Source organism: Pelagibacterium xiamenense (genome assembly GCF_021166475.1).
Lineage (GTDB): Bacteria > Pseudomonadota > Alphaproteobacteria > Rhizobiales > Devosiaceae > Pelagibacterium > Pelagibacterium xiamenense.
In genome coordinates, this window is record NZ_JAJOYS010000003.1 from 44,544 (window position 1) to 61,256 (window position 16,713).

General features: G+C 62.6%; 16 protein-coding genes and 1 tRNA gene. 11 read left to right on the forward strand and 6 right to left on the reverse strand.

Features of this window, described 5'->3' with window-relative positions; translation table 11 throughout:
- Positions 1–35 precede the first annotated feature (35 nt).
- The 8 genes from plsX (at position 36) to LSG43_RS12920 (ending at position 7,060) form a co-directional block, all read left to right on the forward strand.
- The gene (plsX, locus tag LSG43_RS12885; protein ID WP_231804827.1) at positions 36–1,103 is read left to right on the forward strand and encodes a phosphate acyltransferase PlsX; all 1,068 of its coding nucleotides are present in this window, start codon (positions 36–38) and stop codon (positions 1,101–1,103) included.
- Positions 1,100–2,074 (forward strand): beta-ketoacyl-ACP synthase III, encoded by a 975-nt coding sequence (locus LSG43_RS12890; protein ID WP_369412487.1) that lies wholly within the window; start codon positions 1,100–1,102, stop codon positions 2,072–2,074. The genes plsX and LSG43_RS12890 overlap by 4 nt, the downstream gene beginning before the upstream one ends.
- Before the next feature lie 309 nt (positions 2,075–2,383).
- Entirely contained in the window at positions 2,384–2,695 is a 312-nt protein-coding gene (locus LSG43_RS12895) for an integration host factor subunit alpha (RefSeq protein WP_231805660.1), read from the forward strand.
- Positions 2,696–2,719: 24 nt separating this feature from the next.
- Positions 2,720–3,211, forward strand: a complete 492-nt coding sequence (locus LSG43_RS12900) for a MerR family transcriptional regulator (protein ID WP_231804829.1) — start codon at positions 2,720–2,722, stop codon at positions 3,209–3,211.
- 156 nt (positions 3,212–3,367) lie between these two features.
- Positions 3,368–4,294 (forward strand): siderophore ABC transporter substrate-binding protein, encoded by a 927-nt coding sequence (locus tag LSG43_RS12905; RefSeq protein WP_231804831.1) that lies wholly within the window; start codon positions 3,368–3,370, stop codon positions 4,292–4,294.
- Positions 4,295–4,369: 75 nt separating this feature from the next.
- The gene (locus LSG43_RS12910) at positions 4,370–5,332 is read left to right on the forward strand and encodes an ABC transporter permease (protein WP_231804833.1); all 963 of its coding nucleotides are present in this window, start codon (positions 4,370–4,372) and stop codon (positions 5,330–5,332) included.
- Positions 5,325–6,305, forward strand: coding sequence for an iron chelate uptake ABC transporter family permease subunit (locus LSG43_RS12915; RefSeq protein WP_231804835.1), 981 nt, complete (start codon positions 5,325–5,327; stop codon positions 6,303–6,305). Before LSG43_RS12910 ends, LSG43_RS12915 begins: the two co-directional genes overlap by 8 nt.
- Entirely contained in the window at positions 6,302–7,060 is a 759-nt protein-coding gene (locus tag LSG43_RS12920; RefSeq protein WP_231804837.1) for an iron ABC transporter ATP-binding protein, read from the forward strand. Before LSG43_RS12915 ends, LSG43_RS12920 begins: the two co-directional genes overlap by 4 nt.
- Here LSG43_RS12920 and LSG43_RS12925 read toward each other — a convergent pair whose 3' ends face one another.
- A complete protein-coding gene (locus tag LSG43_RS12925) occupies positions 7,061–7,231 on the reverse strand; it encodes a hypothetical protein (protein WP_231804839.1) in 171 nt (56 codons plus the stop codon).
- Positions 7,232–7,367: 136 nt separating this feature from the next.
- On the opposite strand from LSG43_RS12925, the gene LSG43_RS12930 reads away from it, so the two are divergent.
- Together LSG43_RS12930 and LSG43_RS12935 are read left to right on the forward strand one after the other, a co-directional pair.
- Positions 7,368–7,444: transfer RNA gene (locus LSG43_RS12930), tRNA-Pro, on the forward strand.
- A gap of 62 nt (positions 7,445–7,506) precedes the next feature.
- Positions 7,507–8,484, forward strand: a complete 978-nt coding sequence (locus tag LSG43_RS12935; RefSeq protein ID WP_231804842.1) for a phosphotransferase enzyme family protein — start codon at positions 7,507–7,509, stop codon at positions 8,482–8,484.
- A 19-nt stretch (positions 8,485–8,503) separates the two neighbouring features.
- Here the strand turns inward: LSG43_RS12935 and LSG43_RS12940 are convergent, their stop codons facing one another.
- The 5 genes from LSG43_RS12940 to LSG43_RS12960 all read right to left on the reverse strand — a co-directional run bounded on the left by LSG43_RS12940 (position 8,504) and on the right by LSG43_RS12960 (position 14,526).
- Positions 8,504–9,682, reverse strand: a complete 1,179-nt coding sequence (locus LSG43_RS12940) for an O-antigen ligase family protein (protein WP_231804844.1) — start codon at positions 9,680–9,682, stop codon at positions 8,504–8,506.
- A gap of 95 nt (positions 9,683–9,777) precedes the next feature.
- Complete coding sequence (locus LSG43_RS12945; protein WP_231804846.1) at positions 9,778–11,235, reverse strand: hypothetical protein; 1,458 nt, start codon at positions 11,233–11,235, stop codon at positions 9,778–9,780.
- A gap of 8 nt (positions 11,236–11,243) precedes the next feature.
- Positions 11,244–12,758, reverse strand: coding sequence for an undecaprenyl-phosphate glucose phosphotransferase (locus tag LSG43_RS12950; protein WP_231804848.1), 1,515 nt, complete (start codon positions 12,756–12,758; stop codon positions 11,244–11,246).
- A 96-nt stretch (positions 12,759–12,854) separates the two neighbouring features.
- Positions 12,855–13,970, reverse strand: a complete 1,116-nt coding sequence (locus LSG43_RS12955; protein ID WP_369412488.1) for a glycosyltransferase family 4 protein — start codon at positions 13,968–13,970, stop codon at positions 12,855–12,857.
- Positions 13,971–13,974: 4 nt separating this feature from the next.
- Positions 13,975–14,526 (reverse strand): polysaccharide biosynthesis/export family protein, encoded by a 552-nt coding sequence (locus tag LSG43_RS12960; RefSeq protein WP_231804853.1) that lies wholly within the window; start codon positions 14,524–14,526, stop codon positions 13,975–13,977.
- 177 nt (positions 14,527–14,703) lie between these two features.
- Here LSG43_RS12960 and LSG43_RS12965 point away from each other — a divergent pair, with 177 nt between their 5' ends.
- Positions 14,704–16,713 carry a GumC family protein gene (locus tag LSG43_RS12965; protein ID WP_231804855.1) on the forward strand — a complete coding sequence of 670 codons (2,010 nt, stop codon included), beginning with the start codon at positions 14,704–14,706 and terminating at the stop codon, positions 16,711–16,713.

Below are 16,713 nucleotides of genomic sequence, written 5' to 3' on the forward strand. Positions count from 1 at the left end.
CGCCGGGGAGGTTTATTTCTTATGACAGGCGGTCAATGAGTGACACGATAACGATCTCCGTGGACGCGATGGGTGGCGACAACGCACCCGGGGCGCCTATCGACGGAGCCAATTTGCTCTTGCGGGAGCGGCCCGACGCCAGGTTCATTTTCCATGGCCGCAAGGAAGTGATCGAACCGTTGGTCGCGCAGCATCCCCAATTGCGCGAGAGCTGCGATATCCGGCACGCCGAAACCGTCATCACGATGGAGGACAAGCCGAGCCAGGCCCTGCGCAAGGGCAGGGGCACATCCTCCATGTGGGCGGCGATCCAGTCGGTTAAGGACGGCGAAGCCGATGTCGCGATCTCGGGCGGCAACACCGGTGCGCTGATGGCCATGGCGACCTTTTGCCTGCGGCCCATGGAAGGCATTTCCCGCCCCGCCATCGCCGCGATCTGGCCGACGCTCAAATCCGACATCATCGTTCTCGACGTTGGGGCGACCATCGGCGCTGACGCCGAACAGCTCGTGGATTTCTCGATTCTCGGGTCGGCGATGGCGCGCGCGCTTTTCGATATGGAAACCCCTTCGATCGGGCTCCTGAACGTCGGCGTCGAGGAGGCCAAGGGCAACGAATGGGTGAAGGACGCCGCAAGGATCCTGTCCACCTCTGAAGGCGGCGGGTTCAAATATCACGGCTTCGTCGAAGGCGACGACCTGGGCAAGGGAACCGTGGACGTGGTCGTCACAGAGGGCTTCACGGGCAATATTGCGCTCAAGACCGCCGAGGGCACGGCCCGCCAGGTCGGCACCTACCTGTCAAACGCATTGCGCGCGGGCTTTTTCTCGCGGCTCGGCGCTTTGCTCGCCAGCAGCGCGCTTTCCGCCATCAGAAGCAAGATGGACCCGCGCACCGTCAATGGCGGGGTCTTTCTTGGCCTCAACGGTGTCGTCATCAAGAGCCACGGCTCGACCGACGAGATCGGCTACAAGAGTGCGCTGGGGCTGGCCTACGACATGGCGCGCAACGAACTCATCGGCAAGATCGCTGACGGTCTGGAACGCTTCCACCCCGCCGCCCTGCCAGTCGAAAATCTGCAATCGGAGGCACCCCCAGCGTGACCAAGATTACCACCCAAGTGCGCGGCATGGGCAGCTATCTGCCCGAGCGGGTGATGACCAATGAGGAGATGGCGACCATTGTCGACACCTCGGACGAATGGATCGTCCAGCGCACGGGCATCCGCGAACGGCACCTTGCCGCCGACGGCGAGATGACCTCGGACCTGTGTCTCAAGGCCTCCGAGCGCGCGCTCGAAGCCGCGGGCATGACGGCCGCCGATATCGACCTCATCATCGTCGCGACAACGACGCCCGACCAGACGTTTCCGGCGACCGCGGCTATCCTCCAGACCAAGCTCGGCATGTCCCATGGCATGGCCTTCGACATCCAGGCCGTCTGTTCGGGCTTCGTTTTCGCGCTCACGACCGCCGACACCTACCTGCGCACCGGGCTCGCCAAGCGCGCACTCGTCGTTGGCGCGGAGACTTTTTCGCGCATTCTCGACTGGACCGACCGCACGACATGCGTTCTGTTCGGCGACGGCGCAGGGGCGATGGTCGTTGAAGCCGTCGAGACCGGCGACGACGCTGAAAGCGGAATTCTGGCCTCGAGCCTGCGCACCGACGGCGCGCACTGGAAAAAGCTCTATGTCGACGGCGGCGTATCCTCGACCGGCACCGTTGGCCACGTGCATATGGAGGGCCGTGAGGTTTTCAAGCACGCCGTGGGCATGATTTCGGACGTCATCGAAGACGTTCTCGAAAAGACCGGCAAGACCACCGAGGACCTCGACTGGTTCGTTCCGCACCAGGCCAACAAGCGCATCATTGACGGCGCAGGCCGCAAACTCGGCATTCCCGAGGAAAAGACCATTGTTACGGTGGACAGGCACGCCAATACCTCCGCCGCGTCCGTCCCGCTGGCGCTGAGCGTCGCGGTCGCTGATGGCCGCATCAAAAAGGGCGATCTGGTGATGATCGAAGCGATGGGCGGCGGGTTTACCTGGGGTGCGAGCCTCATCCGCTGGTAGGCGTTGACCCTGCCGCAATAACAGCGTTAAGTACTTGATTTAAGGGCGCTAGGACCTGAGATCGCAACAGGGTGCATCATGATATCGACTTTTTGCCCGGATATGGCAGACGTCGCGGAACGCGCGTGGCGGCCGTGCGGGCAAGGGGGGAGTGTGGGGGATGCGAAGTGAAATCCGCTCTGCCGCTACGCGATGCGGGGACACCAATTGCGGCAGCAGGCGGCGGTACGATCCCGACACGACTGTTTTGTGACGCTTCCGGTTGACGCCGTCGCGAGGCCGGGACATTTTGAGGTTGAGGGGAGTGGTATGGCGGCAAAAACAGTAACCCGTGCGGACTTGGCCGAGGCGGTCTACCAGTCCGTGGGCTTGTCACGCACCGAATCGGCGGAGCTCGTGGAGCGCGTTCTCGATCTGATCAGCGATTCGCTCGCCGACGGCGACAACGTCAAACTCTCCTCTTTCGGATCGTTTCAGGTCCGCTCCAAAAACGAACGCATCGGCCGGAATCCCAAGACAGGCGAGGAGGTTCCCATCCTGCCGCGACGGGTTCTTGTGTTCAAACCCTCCAATGTCTTGAAATCCAAGATCAACAAATCTATGGTCCGAACCGGAAAATAACGCTTTTTTACCGGGACTCACGCGTTGGACAAATCGCCAGACGCCTTCCGGACCATTTCCGAAGCGGCGGACGAACTCGACCTTCCTCAGCATGTGCTGCGTTTCTGGGAGACGCGGTTCAACCAGATCAAGCCCTTAAAGCGCGGCGGCGGCCGGCGCTACTATCGTCCTGACGACGTGCAGCTGCTCAAGGGTATCCGCCACCTGCTGTACGACCAGGGCTTCACCATCAAGGGCGTCCAGCGCATCCTGAAAGAGCAGGGCGCACGCCATGTCATCGCCATCGGCGAAACCGGCCAGATCCAGCCCATTGCGCCCCAGCCCCAGCCCGGCGATCCAGATTTCATGGAAGATGCCGGCGCGGTCCCTGTGCCCGAAAACGGTGCCGCCCATCCCCAGGCACTCCCCCAACCCGAGCCTCTCCGCCTGACCGAAAACCAGCGCGCGCGTCTCAAGGAAACCCTCGCCCAGCTCATGGACTGCAAAGTCCTGCTCGACAAAGCCCGCAGCGGCTGAGCCAATTGCGCACCCCCGCGCAGCGCTGGCGCGGCATATAATATGAATTTAATGCTCAACTAATATTGACGCGCCCGGTCGCGCTCGGTAGGTAACTTGAGTTGCGCGGTCAGCTTAACGACCGCTGCTCCTTGCCACCAACTATTGGATTCTACCGTGACCAGGACATCGCTCATTTCCATTCCGGCCGTCTTTGCCGCTGCGCTCGCCCTCACCGCTGGAGCCCTGGCGCAGGACATCACCGTTACCCACGCCCAGGGCGACACGACGCTCGACGGCGTCCCCGAAAAGGTCTTTTCCTACGACATCGCCTCCGTCGACACGCTCGAGGCGCTCGGAATTTCCGTCGACGGCGTGCCCGACGCCAATTTCCCCGATCATTTGAGCGCGTATGAAAGCGGCGACGTCCTCAAGATCGGCTCGCTGTTTGAACCTGACTATGAGCTCGTCAACGCTGAACAGCCCGATCTTGTGATCGTCGCCGGGCGGTCTTCGGCCGCTTTCCCCGATCTTTCAGCCATAGCGCCAACCGTCGACCTGTCTGTCGATTGGACCGACTTCCCCGGCACCATCAAGGCGCGCTCAGAAACCCTCGGCGAAATCTTCGGCAAAGAGGATGAGGTTTCCGCGCTCATTTCCGAGATCGACGCGGACATGGCCGCCGTCAACGCCAAGGCGCCAGAGGCGGGCAATGCGCTCATCATCATGGTCAACGGCGGTCGGATTTCCGCATACGGCCCCGGTTCGCGATTCGGCTGGCTGCATGACGATCTCGGCATCGTACCGGCGATCGAGGACGTCGAGGCTGCCACCCACGGCGAGGCGGTATCCTTTGAGTTTCTGCTTGAAACCGATCCCGACTGGCTCTTCGTGATCGACCGCGACGCTGCGGTCGGGACCGAGGGCGGCCAGCCTGCCGAACAGGTGCTCGACAACGACCTCGTGCACCAGATGTCGGCCTGGCAGAACGACCGGGTTCTCTATCTCGACCCCGTCAATTTCTACATCGTCAACGGCGGGCTCAACGCGCTCGGCGAGATGGTGACCCAGGTCGGCGAAGCCATCGGCGCCGATCTCGGCTAACGCTTCCGACCCCGACTTCAGGCCCGCGCCCCATCCGTGGCGCGGGCTGCCTCACGCCAAGGACTATTTGCCCGAGTGCTCCGTCTTCCTCTCGCCGCCGCCGCTGTGTTCGCGCTCGCCATAGTGAGCCTTTTCGTCGGCGTCTCCGACGTTTCCATCGCCAGTCTCGTTTCGGGCGGCGAGGATGGGCGCGCCATGATGGTGCTGCTCATAAGCCGTATTCCCCGCACGCTTGCGATCGTTCTCGCCGGCATGGGGCTGGCAATTGCGGGCATGATCATGCAGATGCTCGCGCGGAACCGCTTCGTTGAGCCATCGACCGCCGGCACCACCGAATCCGCCGGTCTGGGCCTGCTCGTCGTTCTCGTTTTTTTCCCGGACATGCCGCTGATCGGCAAGATGATCGTCGCTGCGGTTTTTGCCCTTGCGGGCACGGCGCTGTTTCTGCGCATCCTGCGCGAAATCCCGCTGCGTTCGGTGCTGCTGGTGCCACTGGTCGGCATCATGCTTGGCGGCATCATCTCTTCGATTACCACCTTCTTCGCATACCGTTTTGAACTCCTGCAGTCTCTGGGCTCCTGGACGACCGGCGATTTTTCAAGCGTTCTCAGCGGACGCTACGAACTGCTGTGGATCGCTGCGGCCCTGACCGGCGCCGCCTGGCTCGCCGCCGACCGGTTCACCGTCGCGGGGATGGGCGAGGATTTCACAACCAATCTCGGGCTCAATTATCGCCGCGTGATGACGCTGGGGCTTGGGATCGTCTCGCTCGTAAGCGCCACCGTCGTCGTTACGGTTGGCTCCATCCCCTTCCTCGGCCTGATCGTCCCCAATGTCGTTTCCATGCTCATGGGCGACAACATGCGCCGTGCGATTCCCTGGATCGCGCTCCTGGGCGCAGGCTTCGTCCTCGTCTGCGACATCGTTGGCCGCCTCATACGCTACCCATATGAGATACCGATCGGCACCGTTGTCGGGGTCGTCGGCAGTGCGATCTTCCTTTATCTCCTGCTGCGCCGCGAGGCCCGCTATGGCTGACGTCTTGATGATGGCGCGCCGCCGCGTCGAGCCTGCGCACGTGCTGGCCATCCTGTGCGCGGTAGCGGTGCTGTGCGTCGTGCTCTTCATGACGCTCGGCGCGCGCGGCAGCTGGAGCTTCATTATCCCCTTCCGCGGCGCGAAAGTTGCCCAGATGGCCTTGGTCGGCTACGCGATCGCCGTTTCGACGGTGCTGTTCCAGACCGTGACGCACAACCGCATCCTGACCCCCTCGATAATGGGGTTCGACGCGATGTACGTTCTCATTCAAACCACGCTCGTCTTCTTCATCGGCGGCCTGGCGACCGCGACCATCGACCCGCGCCTGATGTTCGTCCTCGAAACCGTCCTGATGGTCGCTTTCGCGCTGGCCCTGTTCCGCTGGCTCTTTACCGGCGCCCAGCGCAGCCTGCACCTGCTGGTGCTCGTGGGCATCATCATCGGCACCTTTTTCCGCTCGTTCTCGAGCTTCATGCAGCGGATCATCGACCCGAACGAATTTGCCATCCTGCAGGATCGCTTTTTCGCCAGCTTCAACACGGTCAATTCCGAGCTATTGCTGATTTCCTCGATCCTGATCGGAGCTGTCTCGGTCGTCGCCTGGCGCATACATTCGACCTTTGACGTGCTCGCGCTTGGCCGCGAAAATGCGATCAATCTCGGTGTCGACTACAACCGCGTCGTCCGGCTCATCCTCATTCTGGTCGCGATCCTCGTTTCGGTTTCCACCGCGCTCGTCGGCCCCGTAACGTTCTTCGGCCTGTTGGTCGCCAACCTCGCCTACATCATGATCGGCAGCGCCAGGCACCGCCATGTTATCCCCGCCGCAGCGCTGCTTGCCTTCATCTGCCTCGTAGGCGGCCAGATGCTGCTCGAGCGCGTCTTCGCCTTCAACACCGCCCTCTCGATCATCATCGAGTTCCTGGGCGGCGTCGTCTTCATCCTGCTGATTCTCAGAGGTGCCGCCCGATGATCATCACCAAAGGCATCACCAAGGCCTATGGCGGAACCGTTGTCGTCGACGACGTCTCCATAGCGCTGCCCACCAGGGGTATTACGTCGATTATCGGCCCCAACGGCGCGGGCAAGTCGACAATGCTCTCGATCATAAGCCGGCTTCTGGGCATGGACGCGGGCACCGTCACTGTCGATGGCATGGACGTGACCAAAACCCCCGGCGACGTGCTGGCAAGGCGGCTTTCCATCCTGCGCCAGGACAACCACATGAGCGCACGCCTCACGGTTGCCGACCTCGTCGCCTTCGGCCGCTATCCCTATTCGAAGGGCCGTCTCACCGTCGAGGATAAGCGCCATATCGACGAGGCGATCGCCTATCTCAATCTCGAAGACTTGCGCGGGCGGTTCCTCGACGAGCTCTCGGGTGGCCAGCGCCAGCGTGCCTTCGTCGCCATGGTGCTGTGCCAGGACACCGACTATGTGCTCCTCGACGAGCCGCTCAACAACCTCGATATGAAGCACGCCATGGGGATGATGAAGCTCATGCGCCGCGCCGCGAACGAGTTGGGAAAGACCGTCGTCCTCGTCCTGCACGACATCAATTTCGCGTCATGGTACTCGGATTACATCGTCGCCATGAAGGATGGCAAAGTCGTCAATCACGGATCGACCGAGGATATCATCAACCCCGATGCTCTGCGCGCGATCTACGACATGAACATCAACGTCCATGAGATCGGCGGCCAGCGCATCTCGCTGTTTTACGACTGATCACCGCGTCAGACGCTGCAAGATCCACAGAACGCCGAAGACGGCAATCGCCGCGAGGATCACCCAGAACAACACGATGACGGCCACGGCGCCCAATAGCGCCGCGAGCGTGTCCCAGAACCCGATTGTGCCGATGAGAAAGGCAAGCAGAATTATGATCAGAATTGGCATGAACCCAGCCCCTGATACCAGTACGCCTATAACGGCCAGCGCGCGGTTGGGTTGCGTATGTCTGCCGCAGCCGGCGTGAAAATCCCATTTGCACTCTTGCGCTTACTGCGGCGATTATATAGGTGAAAGCCCAAGTCGGGGCGTAGCGCAGCCTGGTAGCGCATCTGTCTGGGGGACAGAGGGTCGTCGGTTCAAATCCGGCCGCTCCGACCATTTCTCAAAAGGCCGCCCCCAAAAAGGGTGGCTTTTTTGTTGCCAGGATATTTGGGGTAGGGATGCTGGCAGAACCGCTTTTGGACGCCGCACTGGCGAATTGGTCCGGCCTCGAGGGCAGTACCGCGACGCTCATCAACCTCTCGGAAAACCATACCTTCCGGATCGACACACCGACCGGCGAAAAATACGTCCTGCGGGTTCACAGACCCGATTACCATTCTCGCCTCGCCATCGAGAGCGAACTGGCCTGGATGCGCGCGCTCAATGCCGAAACCGGGCTCTTCACACCGCAACCGATTCGCGGTGACAACGGCGCCTTCGTCCAGCAAGGCCCGTTCGGGAGCCCCAACGACGTTCGGCACATGGTGCTTTTCGAGTTCGAAGCCGGCACGGAACCCGAGGTCGGCGACGATCTGGCGCCGGTCTTCTCGCAACTGGGCGCGCTTGCAGCCCAATGTCACGCTCATGTCGAGCGCTGGACGCCGCCCGAGCCGTTCGAACGTCAGGTCTGGACCGCCGAGGCCATTCTTGACCGCGACGCCATCTGGGGCGACTGGCGCCGAGCGCCGGGTGTCACCGGTGCTATCCGCAAGGTGCTCGACACCCTCGACGAGCAATTGCGCCTGATGCTCGCGTCCTACGGCAGGACTTCCGACCGTTTCGGGCTTATCCACGCCGACATGCGGCTCGCCAACCTGCTGGTCGAGGACGGCGTGACGCGCATCATCGATTTCGATGACTGCGGCTTCTGCTGGTTCGGCTACGATTTCGCCGCCGCCGTGTCGTTCTTCGAAGACGACCCGGTCGTTCCGGCGCTGCGCGAAGCCTGGCTCGCGGGCTATCGCCGCCACCGCGATTTTTCGCGTGAGGATGCCGCCATGCTCGATACCCTGATCATGCTGCGGCGGATGGCGCTCCTGGCATGGACCGGATCGCACGACGAAACCGAACTCGCCCGCAGTCTTGCGCCCACCTATGCGCAAGGCACGGCGGACCTCGCCGAGCGCTACCTAAAGACCGGCCGCATCGACCGTTAGGGCGTTTCCCGGGATCGATCTATGGCGTTGCTCTCCGGGGCTTAGACACGGCGCGTGGCGCGCCAGGTCTCACAAAACCGGCCCTGGAAACATCCATGCCCCATACGAGTCCGAACAAAAGCCACATATGGCGCCAATGTTCGCCCTCATGCAGCGATGCGCACAAGACGATCCCGATTAGAGAGCACAGCAAGGCGATCGGGATGTCGTCTCGCGTCCGCCTGTAGTTCCGCATGGACACGACAACGCTTCCGATCGCCAGGGTAAGCCAGGCAATGCCGCCACCCCAGCCGTAATTGACGAAGGAACTCAACCAGATGTTGTGGATCGGCTCGGGGAAGATCTTCTCGAGCTGTAGCACGCCGAGCCCGATCGGGTCCTGAACGATCATCGGCAGGACCTGCAGGTAACGCCCATATCGGCCATCCTCTCCAAGGTCATAGGCTTTGGCAAAGGTCAGGCGGTCGAGAAGCTTTTCTGTAAAATCGGCGGAGGTGAGGCTGGCGATGACGAAAAGTGCGACGCCGGCGGCGAGAATGCCGCCCACCATCAGGACCAGCCGACGCGGGTTTGCGCGGTTCTGGTAGAAGATGAAGGCAAAAAGGCAAAGCAACGCTGCAACGATGGCGATACGCGAGAAGGAGAGCAGGATGCCAAACAAGATGATGCCCATGGCCCCGAGCAGGAGCAATTTGCCACCCCGGATGCGCGGCATCAGGTAGGCGCAGAAGATCACGGCGGGGATCAGGAATGAGCCGTACATATTCGGATCGTCGATCAGACCCTTCGCGCGGCCGTCCCAGGTGAGTAGCCCGTTCTGCGTCAGAAAGCCCAGCGTGCCCAATATCGAGGCCACGACGCACGAGGCAATGTAGACCTTCATGAACGTTTCGAAGTGCCGGCGATCCCAACTCATCGCTACGAAGCCGCCGATAAAGCCGATCGAGATGGCAAAGCTCTTGGCCAGGAGCTCGAAGCCTACAAAGGGCTCGCCGACATGGGGAAGAGAGGCGACGAAATAGGAAACCGCCCAGGCACCAAGAACCAGGAACAGGAAGACCGTTCGACGCGCGACCAGTTTGTCCCTGAACAACATCAGGTAAAAAACGGAGATCAGGAAGGCCCCGATGAACAGCAGGTCGACCGGAGAGGGGCGCATCAGCGTGTAGTTCATCGCCAATATGGCAATCAGGAACACAAGGTTTCGCGTCCAGAACGTGACGAGCCTCAAATTTTGAAGACTGACCGTCGCGCCGCTACCTGGTGAGGCGCCAAATGTCTGTGCACCCCCGCTCATGGTGCCAGCCCATAGCCGAGGCGCAATTCCATGGCGCCGCGCCCCTCACACTCCGGGTCGCTCGAACCGAAACGCGATTGGGTTTCCTCGTCCACGCAGCGATAGACGGGCACCGTGCCCGGCTGCTCGTCGAGATACAGCCAGCCGGCGGTCCGCTCGCGGACATATCCCTGGTTCTCGCAGCCGCCGTCTTCGGCAAGCAAATGGTCCGGTTCGCCGGCAGAGCCGGTGGAACATTCGGCGATCTTGACGCTGTCCAGGCCTGGGGGTGCGACGGTCAGCATGTAGGCGACGACCGCGTCCTGCCGGTAGCCGAGCCGCTCGCCCGTCATCGGGCCTGTGGACGTGACATACGCCGTACGGTCCGGATCAGTCCAGCGGGTCAGGGCCAGGCCGGCCTGAACGGGCAACGGGTCGTCGTTCACGGACAGGTCTATTTCGTGATGCACCAGATAGCGGCTTTCGAACCCCTGTCCAGGTGGCACATAGATGTAGCTTAGCAGAAAACGCATATCGACCGCGTTGCTGCCGTTGTCGGGGTTCAGGATGGTGGGATAGGCAATGAGATCGGTATCGGCCGGCCGGTTCCAATCGGACCCGTCAATGGGTATCAGCGGTTCCTCAACGTCCACGAACGACACTTTATCTGCCGACAGTGACAAACGGACCCCCCCGAACCACGGGTCGACTGTTACGGTGACAACCCGCTCGTGGTCCTTCAGGTACCCCGCACCCGGCCCGAGAAAACCGATGGCCGTCGCCTGGCCGTCGAGACCTGGCTGCGTCCAGTCGCCTTGGTGGTACTTGTGCCACGCCGTCGGCTCGGACGCCTGCGCTCGGGCCACGATGGTCTGCCAGTCGGAATTGCGCAGGCAATAGGCATAGAGATAGCCATCCGCACCGTCGACCATCGTGCAGTCGCCCTCGCCGGAGGTCGTGCCGGGCCCAGGAGAATCCGGCCCGGTGATGACCGTACCCAGATCCGTCCAGGTCAGCCCGTCATCGGACGATATTGCGATCGCCATGGTCTTGTCGGTCTGCCCCTGCGGCCCGTAATCGCAAATGCTTTCCTGGTGGACGAAGCCGAGGACGGCATCTCCGTAGCGCATCGCTGACGTCAGCCAGCGCCCGCATTCGTTCTCCTGCCCCGGCTCGCCTGCCTCCAGAACTTCCCGGCGCGGTCCGCCCATGTCCCACAGGCTCTCGCCCTCAATGGCATATGTCGAACCGTTCGCGCTGAAACCGCGAAACGACCCATCGTCCAACCGCAAGGCTGTAAAAGGAGCGTCCAGCTCGTCAGGGAACGGCCCCCGGACGACCACCGGCGGCCCCACCCGTACCTGCAGACACTCAATGCAGAGGTCGCTGTCGGCTCCGGCCGGTTGAGCAGCCGCTGGCCATCCCAGAAAAACGACGGCGCCAAGCGCTGCCAGGCGCAGGGCGTCATGCGTCATCTTCCGCATCAGTAGGCATTCTCTGAATTGAACAGGCTGAAGGGCGTCATGACGAGGATGTAGAGATCGAGAAAGATCGACCAGTTCTCGATGTAGTAAAGGTCGTGGTCCACGCGCTGCATGATCTTTTCAATGGTATCGGTCTCGCCCCGCCAGCCATGCACTTGCGCCCAGCCGGTAATGCCTGGCTTGACCTTGTGACGTGCGAAATACCCGTCGACCGCCTCGTGGTAGAGCGTATTGGCCGCCTTCGCCTCGAGCGCGTGCGGCCTTGGTCCGACGATCGAAAGCTGGCCTTTGAGGACGTTGAAAAGCTGAGGCAGCTCGTCGATCGAGGTCTTGCGGATGATCCGCCCCACCGGCGTCACGCGCGGATCGTCGCGCGTCACGAGCTTGGCCGCCTGCGCGTCGCTCATATCGGTGTACATCGAGCGGAACTTGTAGATCTCGATAAGCTCGTTATTGAACCCATGCCGCTTCTGACGGAACAGCACCGGTCCCTTGCTCGTGAGTTTGATCGCGATTGCCGTCCCGATCATGATCGGGGACAGGACAAGGAGCGCCAGGGTCGCGACGACCTTGTCGAACACCCACTTGAAGACGAGGTTCCAATCCGAAATCGGCCGGTCGGCCATGTCGAAGACCGGCAGGTCGCCGACATAGGAATAGGTCTTGTCGGTAAAGCGCAGCTTGCTCATATGCGCGCTGAGCCGGATATCGACCGGAAGCACCCACAATTGGCGCAGCATCTCGAGAACGCGCCCTTCTGCGGAAAGCGGCATCGAGACGATGACGAGATCGATCTTCGCCCGGCGTGAAAATTCGACGAGATCGGAGACCCGCCCGAGCTTGTGCAGTCCCGCAACCACATCGGGCGAGCGCTCGCCCACGCGGTCGTCGAAAAGTCCGATCAGTTCGATATCGTTGTTGGCACCCGCTTCGATGGCCTCGATCAGCGAGGCGGCCGACGGCCCGCCGCCGACAATCACCGTCCGGCGCTTGAGCCGTCCGTCGGCCGACCATCTGAGGATGAGTGCGCGCCAGGCGAGCCGGAATGCGACAAGCGCCACCCCACCCGCGACGAACCAGCTCAAAAGCCAGACGCGCGATACCATGTCTCCGGCCTTGAAGAAGTATAGCCCGGTCATCAGCACCAGGAAGACCGCAGACCAGCCGATCAGAACCCTGAGGGTCTGTTTGAAGAGCGTCCGGTAGGCGACGATCCGGTGCGTGCGCGCGAGATTGAAGCTCACATTGGCCAGAAGCACCGAACCGGCGATCAGCGGCACGTAAAAGAGCGCTTCGCCGAGCGGCAGGTACCAAAGAAAAATGCCAACCCCGATCAGCGCGAGCAGCCCCGCCTCGATCAGTTGGGCGACGCCCGAAAGCACCGCATGCGAATACCCTTCTTCGACCGGCCGCGAAGCGATTTCCTCGGCCAGTGGGGATAGCGCGCTGGCGCCCGCGGTTCTGCCGCTTTCAATATGATCGGCTGCCGCCTGCCTGGGATCGACGCGGAACATGACGAGAATACCTTTTACGCAATACCTGAGTTTCTCGCGCGGGAGTATGGTGGAGGAGGTATGAAAACTCGGTGAAAAAAGCGCACGGGTATGGAGTTATCGGCGCGCGAGCAATTGCCCGTAAAGCTCTTCGATGGCTTCGGCCATCCGTGCAACCGAAAATCCGTCATGAACGAAGGCGCGCAACCTCGCCGCCTCCTCGCCGAACCGGTCGGGCTCGGCAAGGAAGCCGGTCATGGCAGCTTGTAGCGCCTCCTTGCTGTCCGGCGCGATCAGCCGGTGAGCCTGCGGCCCGAAGATTTCGGAAATACCACCGACATCGGTAGCGATCAGGGGCCGTTGCGCCGCCGCCGCCTCCAGCACGATATAGGGCAGGGACTCCGCTCGCGACGGCACGACGACGCAATGCCCACGCGCAAACATCTCCCGGGCGGGCTGAACGCCCGCCAAAGTGACCCGGTCGCCAAGCCCCAGGGCCGCGATCCGCGTCCGCAGGTCGTTTGCATCCGGGCCGTCACCAGCCATTACGAGCGTTGCGGGCGATCCGTCCGGCCGGCGCAGCGGCCCCAATGCCTCGACCAGAAGATCGATTCCCTTCAGTTGGCGCAATTCCCCGACAAAGACGAAATCGGCAGCCTCCGTCGACGCCGCAACCGGATTGAACTCGGCTTCCGTGAGCCCGTTGTGGATCACCCGTGTCACGCATTTGGGACGTGCGACCTTTTCGCCGAAGACCCGTTCGGCATGCGCGCTTTCGAAGATCACCGCGTCCGTCGCCGCAAGCAGCGCGCGCTCGATGGCCATGAACAGCGCTCCCGATGGCGCTTTCTGGTCGAAATGCAGCGCCCCGCCATGCGGCGTATAGAGCGCGGCCGCGCCCTTGTGCCCGAGCCCCCCGAGCCGCGCCGCGAACCCGCCCTTGGCTCCGTGCCCATGCAGAATGTCAATGGAAAGCGATCGCGCGAGCCCGCGAATACGCAGCGGCGTCGCAAAGTCCTGGGCACCGAGCAGGCGAGGAATGGGCAGCCGGTGAATGCCGAGCGCGGCATGGCGCGAAAGTGCCCCGAGCTTGGCCTCGGTCGCCGCGTCACCCGAAAGGCTGTCGGCGACGATGCCGACCTCATGCCCGCGCGCGCTCAGAGCCTCCGTAAGGTCTGCCACGTGCCGGAAGAGCCCTCCGACCGGGGCGCGCATGACATGGAGAATTCGCATCGGGCTAAAGCCAGCGCTCTGAAACAACGATGGTGTCGCCCGGTAGAATGGGAAAGTCCAACCCGACCGACCCGCGCACCATATCGTCGCCTTGCCGCCGGTAGATGACGGCGCTGTTGCGGTTCGCAACATCCGTAAATCCGCCTGCCGCGCTGATTGCGGCGCGTACGGTCATGCCGTAGACATACGAAAGCGCACCTGGCGAACCGACGGCGCCCTGAATGAAAAACGGCCTGTATTCAGCCACTTCCACGGCAACGTTTGGGTTTCGCATGAACCCGTTGGCCAGTGCGGTGGTGATCCTGCCGCCAACGACCTCGGTCGTCGCGCCCCGCGCCGGGATGGCGCCCACGAGCGGCAACGCAATGGCGCCGGCATCGTCCACCCGATAACTGTTGGTGAGATTCGCGTCCCCATAGACGGTGACGCGCACGAGGTCGCCGCTATCGAGCCGGTACGGCCCCGTCTGCTCGACCAGATATGTCGCCGGTCTGCTCGTATGGCTGCACGCGACGAGCGTCAGCGAAACGAGCAGGGCAAATAACAAACGCAGCATACGCATCACGAAATCCAGTCGATTACGATCCGCTCGATTGCTGCCACGTTATGGTTAACATTCCCCTTATCGGCGGGCGTCGTACGGCTTAACCGAATGCTTACCATAACGCGGCATAAGCGAAGGCATAGGGGCGAGTCCTTTCCCAGGCTCGCGTGACAGCAGTAGGGGAGAGTCATGACCGGACCGGCACTAAGCGTCGATCAGCCCGACGCAAGCATCGCCGTGGGTGCCATCGTGCGGGCCATTTTCATCCGCCTGCCGCGTATACTGTTCGTGACGCTCATTTTATGCGCGATCGCGTTTGCGGTTCTCACCTTCATGCCGCGACTTTATGAATCCCAGGCGGGCCTGTTGGTCGCGCCGCGCACCACGCCCTTTACCCGCGCGACCAACGACACGACAACCAGCGCCATCATCGATGCCGCGACGGTTGCAAGCCAGATCGAATTGATCACGTCGCGCGAAACCATTCTCGCGGCCGCCGAGGCAGTCGGGCTTCGCGATGAACCCGAATTCGCCGGTTTGTCCGACGCCGAACTCGTCAAACAAGTGCGCGACAATCTCGACGTCGGTCAGGAGCGCGAGTCCCGGCTTATTACGGTTTCGTTTCTTGCCGAGAGTCCTCAGCTCGCCGCCGACATGGCCAATGCCATCGCCGAAGCTCATATCGCCCGGCTCGTCGATCAGGAGATCGAGGATACCACCGGCGCGACCTTGTGGCTCGAACGCGAGATCGACGAACTGCGCGAGACCGTGCTCGAAGCCGAGCGCCGCGTTGCCGAATTCCGCGTCGAGAACGACCTGTTTGTCGGTCAGAACAACACGTCGATCGTCGATCAACAGCTTTCCAATATCGCCACTCAGATCACGGCGACCGCCGAACGGCGCAATGCGGCCCAGTCGCGCGCCGATCTGATCCGGCGCATGCTTGCGGACGGCCAGTCCGTCGTTGGCATTTCCGACGTGCAGAATTCCCCCGTCGTCCAGCGCCTCGTCGAGGAACGCGCGACGCTCCAGGGGCAGCGCGCGCAACAATCTGCGACGCTGCTCTCCAACCATCCCACGATCCGGGCGCTCGATGCGCAGATTGCCGAGATCGACCAGCAGATAGCCTCAGAAGGCCGGCGGGTCGCCGAAGCGCTCGAAGCCCAGGCAGAGATCGAGGCCGACCTCGAAACCTCACTGCGCGCCGACCTCGAAGACCTCAAGGTGAGCGCGGGCACCGCTACCCGCGACGGTGTGACCCTCGCCGAGCTTGAGCGTGAGGCCGCCGCGCAGCGCGAACTGCTCAATGCCTTCCTCCTGCGCTATTCGGAGGCCGCCGCGCGCACCGACGCGGACTCGGCGCTGCCCGACGTACGATTCGTGAGCGCGGCCGCGCCATCCGAAACGCCCGCCTCCCCCCGCACGACGCTCATCCTCATGGTCGTCGGCATGGTGTCGGTCGTCCTGCAGGTCGGCGCCGTCATATTTTCCGAGCTGCTGTCGGGCCGCGCGCTCGTCGAGCGTACCGAGCCCGACACCGTGACGGCCACGCCTCAACCGGCTCCGCGGGTCGTCGATGCCGGGGGTGAGAATGACAATGACGTAGAAGAAGACGCAGACGCTCCGGAAGGGCAGGGCGCCCGCCGCCTCGCACCCATCGACGTCGAAATCGAAAGCCTCGCGGCGCGCGTCCTTGCAGGCACCACCCGCCGCATCGCCATTGCGACGCTCGACCACTGGCGCGACAGTGCCGATTTCGCAGAACAGCTGACCGCCCGCATCGTCGAGAACGGCCAATCGGTCGCCGAGGTCGATGCCGCAAGCGGCCGGCAGGGTGTTGAGCTCGGATTGTCCGATCTGTGCGCTGGCGAGGCCGATTTCGGCGATATCGTCCACACGGGCCACGACGAGCGCTTCGCCTTCGTCCCGTGGGGGCAGGCGGCCAGGCTCGCCCGTCATCCCGCCCGTGGCGAGACGCTCGTCGAGGCGCTGTCCGATATTTACGAAGCTGTCGTCGTGGTCACGGGCACTGTGGGCATGGCCTCCGCGCTGCCCATGTTCGCCCAGGCGGGCGGATGTTGCATTCTGCTTGCGCGTGATGCGGCCAGCGCGCAAAGGGCCCGCCACGAAATCGAGGCGCTGGGCTTCGAGCCCGTCCACGTGGTCGTCGCGTCCGAATTCAAATCCCGAGTCGCGTAG

Coding starts and splice junctions, on each gene's coding strand:
- plsX (WP_231804827.1), top strand. CDS start 36: ATGAGTGACACGATAACGATCTCCGTGGACGCGATGGGTGGCGACAAC.
- LSG43_RS12895 (WP_231805660.1), top strand. CDS start 2,384: ATGGCGGCAAAAACAGTAACCCGTGCGGACTTGGCCGAGGCGGTCTAC.
- LSG43_RS12915 (WP_231804835.1), top strand. CDS start 5,325: ATGGCTGACGTCTTGATGATGGCGCGCCGCCGCGTCGAGCCTGCGCAC.
- LSG43_RS12920 (WP_231804837.1), top strand. CDS start 6,302: ATGATCATCACCAAAGGCATCACCAAGGCCTATGGCGGAACCGTTGTC.
- LSG43_RS12925 (WP_231804839.1), bottom strand. CDS start 7,231: ATGCCAATTCTGATCATAATTCTGCTTGCCTTTCTCATCGGCACAATC.
- LSG43_RS12935 (WP_231804842.1), top strand. CDS start 7,507: ATGCTGGCAGAACCGCTTTTGGACGCCGCACTGGCGAATTGGTCCGGC.
- LSG43_RS12945 (WP_231804846.1), bottom strand. CDS start 11,235: ATGACGCATGACGCCCTGCGCCTGGCAGCGCTTGGCGCCGTCGTTTTT.
- LSG43_RS12950 (WP_231804848.1), bottom strand. CDS start 12,758: ATGTTCCGCGTCGATCCCAGGCAGGCGGCAGCCGATCATATTGAAAGC.
- LSG43_RS12955 (WP_369412488.1), bottom strand. CDS start 13,970: ATGCGAATTCTCCATGTCATGCGCGCCCCGGTCGGAGGGCTCTTCCGG.
- LSG43_RS12960 (WP_231804853.1), bottom strand. CDS start 14,526: ATGCTGCGTTTGTTATTTGCCCTGCTCGTTTCGCTGACGCTCGTCGCG.
- LSG43_RS12965 (WP_231804855.1), top strand. CDS start 14,704: ATGACCGGACCGGCACTAAGCGTCGATCAGCCCGACGCAAGCATCGCC.